The sequence below is a fragment of the Streptomyces sp. SID14436 genome, from assembly GCF_010548465.1.
Classification (GTDB): Bacteria; Actinomycetota; Actinomycetes; order Streptomycetales; family Streptomycetaceae; genus Streptomyces.
This window is the reverse complement of the sequence record NZ_JAAGMD010000126.1, coordinates 1-5,168: the sequence shown is the minus strand read 5'-3', so window position 1 is coordinate 5,168 and position 5,168 is coordinate 1. Positions and strand designations below refer to the sequence as shown.

Annotated in this window: 2 protein-coding genes; both read right to left on the bottom strand. The window is 75.4% G+C overall.

What is annotated here, in order from left to right; all coding sequences use genetic code 11:
• Positions 1 to 129 precede the first annotated feature (129 nt).
• Entirely contained in the window at positions 130 to 1,944 is a 1,815-nt protein-coding gene (locus G3I53_RS04835) for a glycosyltransferase (protein WP_164332455.1), read from the bottom strand.
• Positions 1,945 to 2,300: 356 nt separating this feature from the next.
• Positions 2,301 to 5,147, bottom strand: coding sequence for a lipopolysaccharide biosynthesis protein (locus G3I53_RS33610; protein ID WP_343240558.1), 2,847 nt, complete (start codon positions 5,145 to 5,147; stop codon positions 2,301 to 2,303).
• Positions 5,148 to 5,168 lie beyond the last annotated feature (21 nt).

Genomic DNA, 5,168 nt, shown 5'->3' with positions numbered 1-5,168 from the left:
CCGGCCCCGCCGCCAGGAACGCGACGACGGCCGCGCCCCGCAGCGGCGAACCGCCGGGCAGCGCCAGCGAGGCCAGTGCCAGCCAGCCGCCGAACGGCGGCAGCATCCGGACCACGAGGTCCTGCGGTGTCATCGCTCCGTCCCTCCTTCGGGGCGCAGTTCGTAGACCGTCCCGGCGCTGTTCCCGGCCACCCGCCGGAAGCGGGGCGATGCCGCGACCGACTGCTCGATGCCGGTCAGCTGGGCCTCGGTGAGCTGGCCGTTCATCGTGGAGTTGGCGAGCTGCCCGTGGGAGAACAGCAGGTAGGCCCGGCCGGGGCCGTCCACTCCGGCCATGTCCTCGGCCAGGGTCCCGGCCGGGTCCGCCACGATCCGGTCGACGTGGGACCGCTCGTCGTCCAGGAACCAGTAGTGGTCGATCTCCCCGTACGAGGCGTAGGCGAGCGGGTAGTTGCGGTTGGCGGCGACGACCAGCGAACCCTCGGGGGCCTCGTCGAAGAGCTGCCGCACGAGCGCCACCTCCTGCGGCGGGAAGTAGTTGATGCGGTCCTTGCCGGAGTAGCTCGGCACGAACGCGAGCGTCCCCGCGACGAGCACGACCGGCGCGACCCACGCGGCCAGGCCCCGCCGCACCCCGGACCGCCTCGCCGGACCGGCCGGGCCGGGCGGAGCGGGCGACGCCTCGGCGGCCAGGGTGCGCACCTTCGGCAGCAGGGCCGCCGCGGCGAAGAAGGCGGCACCGGGCAGCATGAACATCAGCACCCGGAAGATCATCTCGCTTCCGTAGCTGCTCGCCACCAGCATCGGCAGGGGCGCCGCCGCGATCAGCAGCAGGGGCATCGCCCGGTGCCGCAGCACCCGTTGCCGCCAGATCCCGGCCACCGCCAGCAGCAGGACCGAGCCCGACAGCAGGCGGGCCGCCCACGAGGTGGCGACGGCTCCGGTGCCGGTCGGGGTGGTGCCGTAGCCAGTCGTCACGTTGCCGCCGACGTCGCCCACGGAGCGGATCATGTCCGGCATCGCGGCGGACAGGAAGGGCAGCGCCGCGGTCAGACACCAGGCGAGGAAGATCACGACCGTGGTGACCGCGGGCACCCAGTCCCGGTGGCGGCGCAGCAGGCACAGCGCGAGCAGCGACACCACGAGCATGCCCGGGGTGAGCTGGTGGGAGATGACGATCGCCGTCACCATCACCACGATCACCGCGGTCCACACCGCCTGCCCCCGCCGCCGGGCACCGCCGGAGCGGCCGTACCGGCGCAGCACCACAGCCAGCACCCCCAGGTGCAGCGCGAACGCCACCGACTGCGGGGAGAAGTAGTCCTGGCCCACCCAGTTGGCCACGAAGAACAGCCACACCCCGGTCCAGATCAGCCGCCGGTCCTCGGTGAACGTGCGGTAGATCAGCAGCAGCGGGAGCAGCAGCATCAGGCTGGACGCCAGGGGCCACCACGCCATGTACATCGCCGCGGAGTCCACGCCCAGCAGCCGCACCAGCGCGGCCTGGGCGGCGAAGAAGCCGGGCCACTGGTCGTACACCGCCATGTCGCCGACCTCGGCGGCGGTCTGGAGTCCGCCCGCGGTCAGCAGGTGGTCGACGACACCGTCGTGCTTCCACGCCCAGGCGTACAGCGGGGTCGGGTAGAGCACGGCCTGGGTGGCCCGCTCCATCACCAGCAGCCCCAGCACGTACGCCGCGGGCCAGCCGCCGGCCCTGCGCGGATCGCGCACGGTGAGCCAGAAGCCGGCGGTCAGCACCGCCAGCCCGGCCCAGAACGCCGGGTGCAGCGCGGTGACCAGGCCGAAGTCGTCCAGCGCCGACACGTCGGTGTGCCGGACCGCGTACCCCCACAGGGCGAGCGCCACGGCCAGCGGCACGAGAGGCCAGGCGGCGAGGGCGCGGCGCCCGGACCACACGGGCGGCAGGTCGGACAGGTCCGTCACGGGTTCATGGGCGGGGCTCGACGGCTCCGGGGAGGGACGGGACCGGGACGCGCTCCACTCGCCCGACGCGAGCGCTTCGGACGCGTGCGGTGCGGACGCGTGCGGTGCGGACGCGTGCGGTGCGGACTCCCGCGGCTCACCGGGCGCCTCGGACGACACGTCGGGCAGGGACGACGACACGTCCGGGAGGGACTCGGACGCCGGGGACCGCTCCGGTGCGGGCCCCTCCGGGGGCCCGGCGGCGGAGACCGGCGCCGAGGTGTTCTCCGGCGCGGGTTCGGGCCCGGATCTCTCGCGTGGAGTGGCTGGCGGACGCACAGTGGTTCCCCCCTGGCGGTTCGGCTCTGACGGCGTGTTCAGTCCTCGGACGGGCCGGACGGCCGTCTTCTGTCGGGCAGACCTCCGGCGGATCCGTCCCGGTGGGACGGGCGGAGGGGCGGGCGGAGCAGCCGGAGCACGCGGTCCGGCAGCGCCGAGGCCGCCACGGCACGGAACACCGGCACGAGCAGGACGAGGACGACGAGCAGGACGGGCGCGGCCGGCGCGAGCACGTCCCGCCCCACCCAGCCGCCCACCGCGACGAGATACAGCACCCCCCAGCGCCTCGCCCACGACAGCCGCCCGCCGCCCGCGCACGCGAGCAGCAGCCACAGCGGGACGAGGCACAGCAGCAGGCAGACCGCCGGCGTCCAGCGCAGCAGCGGTCCGGGCCCGTCGAGCCCCACCGCATCCGCGACAAAACCGGCCGTCCTGGCATACAACGCCCCGTCCACCGCCCGCGGTTCCCGGCCGAGGGCGATCGGCGCGGCGTGCAGGGCGACGAGGGCCGACCCCAGCGCGGCAGCGGACAGCCACGGCGCGGGGCGCAGGCACAGCGTCACCGACGCGACGAAGACGAGGAGCAGCACTCCCCCGGCCGCCAGTGCGGGCAGCGGCAGTTCGTGCAGCAGCTGACGCCCGGTGAGGTCGCCTCGCGGCGGGTCGCCGAGCCAGGGCAGCGGGCGCAGCGCCGCCCAGAAGACGACCGTGGCGAGTCCCAGCACTGTCCACAGGGCGCCCCTGAGGAAGCGGTCGGGATCATCACCGGCGTCGGGACCGGGCTCCGGGGGCAGGTCCGCGGCGGGCGGTGCGTCGTCCCACGGCGTGCTGCTCGCCTCGGCAGGGGCCTCGCGCTCCCAGGAGGACAGCACCGCGGACAGCTCGGGGGGCGGCGCCTCGGCGGCCCAGGCGGGGCGGGGAGCGGCCGGGTCGGCCACCGGCCGGGGGCGCGCGGGCTCCTGGTTCCGGGGTGCCGGGGCGGGGGGCGGTTGGTATGCGGGGGGCGGTTCCCGGTCCGAGGGCTCGTCGTGGACCCGCCCCGCGGCACCGACCGGTTCCGCGTCCCGGGCCGGCTCTGCGTCCCGGGCCGGTTCCGCGTCCCCGGCCACCTCATCGACCCGGGCCGGCCCCTCACCCTCGGCGAACCTGTCGTCCCGGGCCTCCTCACGGTCGCGGATCTCCGCCGCGTCCCGCATCCCCACCGCGTCGTGGGCCCGGGCCTCCACCGCGTCGATGTCCGCGGCCGCCCCGCCGTCCGCCTGCTCGTGAGTGCGGCGCCAGTCCCGGCCCCGGTCGCGGTCCTGCCCGCCGTCCCCTCCGTCCCCTCCCCCACGCGTCGGCTGCTGCGGGCGTACGACGAGCGCGAGGGTGTCGGCCTGGAGCGCCTCCCGCTCGTAGCCGGGGCTGCCGATAAACAGGGTGACCGTGTCCTCCCCGTCGTCCTCGCCCGCGCCCCTGCCCTCGTAGGCGGCCCGGCGGGCCCAGCCCGTGCCGTATCCGGCCGTGGCGTTCAGCCGGGCCCAGCGGGTGCCGTAGACGGGGGCGGCCGGTGCCAGGTCCGGCGGAGCGGCCCGCCCGCCGCGCAGCGCCGACCGCAGGCCGAACACCGAGACGACCGCGATCAGCGACATGCTGATCAGCACCGCCCAGCCCGCGCCGGAGATCCCCGCCGGGGTGAACAGCACGGCCGCGCTGCCCAGGACCAGCACGCACATCGCGCCCTGGAGGGCGGCCAGCACACCGGTGCGCCCCTGCACCCGCAGCACCCCGATGTACAGCTCCACGACGACCCGGGGCAGGGCCCCCAGCGCGAGCAGCCGGAGCACGGTCGAGCCGTGTTCCGCGTAGTCGGGGCTGAAGGGGGTGAGGATCTGTTCCGCGAAGACGACCAGGACCAGCACCACCGGCACCAGCAGCAGGGCCATGCGCCGCAGGGCGCCGCGCACGCCGTCGGCGAGCTGCCGCGGGTCGTGCGAGGCGTGCGCGGTGAGCGACGAGGCCATGTTGATGGCCATGAACTCCATCGTGCCGCCGACGGTGTAGGCCACGTAGAAGTAGCCGTTCTCGGCGGCGCTGAAGCGGACCGCGACCATCACCGGCAGCAGGTTGATCATCGCGAGACTGAACAGCGCGCCGAGCGAGTCGCCCGCCAGGAAGCGGCCCATGGAGCGGAGCCGGGGCGGTTCGACGTCGCGGTCGGCGGCGGCCTGGCGCGGGATGAGGCGGCGGAAGATCAGCCAGCCGAGGGGCAGGGTGGAGAAGGCGATCGCCACGGCCCAGGAGACGAAGATGCCGAGCACCGGCAGCGCCCCGGCGAAGACGGCCAGCAGGGCCAGCTTGCCGAGGGAGAACACGGCGTTGCCCGCCGGCACCCACTCGGCCTTGCGCAGGCCCGTCAGCACCCCGTCCTGGAGCGTCAGCAGCGCCCAGGCCACGCACGCGGCGACGAACAGGGCCCCCGCCAGGGGGGTGCCGAGGGGTTCGTAGGACGCGCCCCACTGGTCCAGCGTGAGCAGGAAGACGCCCGCGGCCAGGGCGACGACCAGCGAACTCGCCCCGTACACGCCCCACACGAGGCGGGCGGTCTCCCGCCCGGCCCGGGGCACGAAGCGCACCACGGCGCCGATCATCGTGGTCGCCGTGATGCTGGCGAGCAGCCGCATCGCGGCGATCGCGGCGGACCCCTGGCCGACGGCGTCCTCGGAGTAGTACCGCGCGGCCACCAGCCAGAAGCCCAGGCCGAGGACGGCGGACACCCCGGTGCTGAGCATGAGGAAGTAGGCGTTCTTGAACAGCGAGTCGGAGCCCGGCGCACGGGCGGCGGGCTCCGGCCGCCGGCCGCCGGGGCGCACCGCGGCGGGCTCGTGGACCCGGGTGTCAGCCACCGGCTTCCCGCTCCCTGGGCG